3 protein-coding genes are annotated in these 2,943 nt (G+C 69.9%); 2 read left to right on the plus strand and 1 reads right to left on the minus strand.

Going from position 1 to position 2,943, the window contains the following annotated elements; translation table 11 throughout:
* Positions 1-20 precede the first annotated feature (20 nt).
* A complete protein-coding gene (locus AB0J68_RS30215; RefSeq protein ID WP_363942060.1) occupies positions 21-101 on the plus strand; it encodes a hypothetical protein in 81 nt (26 codons plus the stop codon).
* On the opposite strand, the gene AB0J68_RS30220 is transcribed toward AB0J68_RS30215, so the two are convergent.
* Entirely contained in the window at positions 65-781 is a 717-nt protein-coding gene (locus AB0J68_RS30220; RefSeq protein WP_363942054.1) for an SDR family oxidoreductase, read from the minus strand. The genes AB0J68_RS30215 and AB0J68_RS30220 overlap by 37 nt on opposite strands.
* 210 nt (positions 782-991) lie before the next feature.
* On the opposite strand from AB0J68_RS30220, the gene htpG reads away from it, so the two are divergent.
* A complete protein-coding gene (gene htpG, locus AB0J68_RS30225) occupies positions 992-2,908 on the plus strand; it encodes a molecular chaperone HtpG (RefSeq protein ID WP_363942057.1) in 1,917 nt (638 codons plus the stop codon).
* The last annotated feature ends 35 nt before the right edge of the window (positions 2,909-2,943 follow it).

Raw genomic sequence — 2,943 nt, forward strand, 5'->3', positions numbered from 1 at the left:
ACTGCTACGCGGCGCTCGGCGTGATCCACGCCAACTGGCAGCCGGTGCCGGGGCGGTTCAAGGACTACATCGCGATGCCCAAGTTCAACATGTACTGGTAGAGCGCGGCGACCCCGCCGGCGAGCCCGGCCTGCACCTGCCGGCTGATCTCGTCGGTGACGATCTCGTACGCGTCGGCCTCGATGCCGTCGATGCCGATCCGGGCGATCGCCGCCGGGTCGGACTTCGGGGCGGTGACCCCGGCGGTCATGTCGGTGTCCATGTAGCCGACGTGCAGGCCGGCGACCCGGACGCCCCGCTCGGCGAGCTGCACGCGCAGCGCGTTGGTCATCGCCCACTCGGCCGACTTCGCGGCGCCGTACGCCCCGGCGTTGGGGAAGTTGACCCAGGACAGCACGGAGAGCACGTTGAGGATCGTCCCGCCGCCGTTGCCGGTGATGACCGGCGCGAAGGCCCGGACCACCGACAGGGTGCCGAGGTAGTGGGTCTCCAGCTCCCGGCGGACGAGCGTGAGGTCGCCGTCGAGGAGGTCGGTTCCGGTGTCGATGCCGGCGTTGTTGATCAGCAGGTTCACGTCGCCGGCCAGCTTCGCGGCGGCGGCCACCGAATCGGGGTCGGTGATGTCCAGCCGGACCGGCGTCACGCCGGGCAGGTCGACGGAGTCGGGGTTGCGGGCGCCGGCGTAGACGGTCGCGCCCCGGGCGACGAGTTCGGCGGCGAGGTGGCGGCCGAAGCCCCGGTTGGCGCCGGTGACGAGGGCGGTGCTTCCAGCGATCTTCATGGGAGTGCTCCAGGTTCGTGGCTGGCCGAGAAGGCGCGCGGTCGATTGCTGACCGGAACGCTATCTGGCTGACTTCTGTCGAGCAAAGTCAGCTATGTCACCGCGGGCACCCCGCGGATCGGGAATACGACCCGGACGCGGGCACGACCGCGGCGGTGACGACTCGTATCCTTTGCGCGAACCTCCGCACGAGCCGAGAAGGGAGACGGTGTGAGCAACCAGGCCGAGACGTTGGAGTTCCAGGCCGAGGCGCGTCAGCTCCTCCAGCTGGTCGTCCACTCGATCTACTCGAACAAGGACGTCTTCCTGCGGGAACTCATCTCGAACGCGTCCGACGCCCTGGACAAGCTGCGGCTGGCGACGCTCGTCGACAAGGATCTCGTCGCCGACACCGACGACCTGCACGTCGCCATCGAGGTCGACCGGGACGCCCGCACGCTTACCGTGCGGGACAACGGCATCGGGATGACCCGCGACGAGGTGGTCCGGCTGATCGGCACGATCGCCAAGTCCGGCACCGCCGAACTGCTGCGCCAGCTGCGCGAGTCCGCCGACGCCCGCGCCTCGCAGGACCTGATCGGGCAGTTCGGCGTCGGCTTCTACGCCGCGTTCATGGTCGCCGACCGGGTCACCCTGCTGACCCGCAAGGCCGGCGAGACCGGCGGCACCCGCTGGGAGTCCACCGGCGAGGGCACCTACTCGATCGAGGCCGTCGAGGAGGCGCCGCAGGGCACCGCGGTGACCCTGCACCTCAAGCCGGCCGACACCGAGGACAACCTGCACGACTACACCGCCGAGTGGACCATCCGCGAGATCGTCAAGCGGTACTCCGACTTCATCGCGTGGCCGATCCGGATGCGCGTCGAGCGTCCCGGCGCCGACGGCGAGGCCGCCACCAGCGAGGTGCAGACCCTCAACTCCATGAAGGCGCTCTGGGCCCGGCCCCGCGACGAGGTCGACGCCGCCGAGTACAACGAGTTCTACAAGCACGTCAGCCACGACTGGGCCGACCCGCTCGAGGTCGTGCACATGAAGGGCGAGGGCACCTTCGAGTACGAGGCGCTGCTGTTCCTGCCCAGTCACGCCCCGCTGGACCTCTTCTCCCCGCAGGGCCGGCGCGGCGTCCAGCTCTACGTCAAGCGCGTGTTCATCATGGACGACTGCGAGGCGTTGGTCCCCACCTACCTGCGCTTCGTCAAGGGCGTCGTCGACGCGCACGACCTGTCGCTGAACATCTCCCGCGAGATCCTCCAGCAGGACCGGCAGATCCAGATCGTCCGCCGCCGCCTGGTCCGCAAGGTCCTCGCCACGGTCAAGGACCTCAAGGCCAACCACCCCGAGCGCTACCGCACCTTCTGGACCGAGTTCGGCGCCGTGGTCAAGGAAGGGCTGATCGACGACACCGACAACCGGGACTCCCTGCTGGAGATCCTGTCGGTCGCCTCCACCCACGACGCGGCGGAGCCCACCGACCTGGCCGGCTACGTCGCGCGCATGAAGGACGGCCAGAGCGACATCTGGTACGCCACCGGCGACTCCCGCGCCACCATCGAGAACTCCCCGCACCTGGAGGCGTTCCGGGCCAAGGGCCACGAGGTGCTGCTGCTCACCGACCCGGTCGACGAGGTGTGGGTCGAGCGGGTCGGCGAGTACGATGGCCGGCCGCTGCGCTCGATCGCCAAGGGCCAGGTCGACCTGGACACCGACGAGGAGAAGCAGCAGGCCGAGGCCGAGCGCGAGCAGCAGCGGCAGGAGTTCGCCGCGCTGGTGGAGTGGCTGGGCACCACCCTCGCCGACAGCGTCCGGGAGGTCCGCCTCTCGTCGCGGCTGACCACCTCACCGGCCTGTGTGGTGGGCGACGCGCACGACCTCACGCCGACGCTGGAGAAGATGTACCGGGCGATGGGGCACGACGTCCCCTCGGCCAAGCGCATCCTGGAGATCAACCCCGGTCACCCGCTGGTCACCGGGCTGCGCAAGGCTCACGAGCAGGGCGACTCCACCGAGACCCTGACCGAGACCGCCGAGCTGCTGTACGGCCTGGCGGTGCTCGCCGAGGGCGGTGAGCTGGCCGACCCTGCCCGGTTCACCCGTACGCTCGCCGATCGGCTGGCGCGCACCCTGTAGCCGTTCGACCCCTCCGGCCGGCGGGTCGCCCGATC

Origin of the sequence: Micromonospora sp. NPDC049580 (assembly GCF_040675595.1) — a bacterium.
Taxonomy (GTDB): domain Bacteria; phylum Actinomycetota; class Actinomycetes; order Mycobacteriales; family Micromonosporaceae; genus Micromonospora.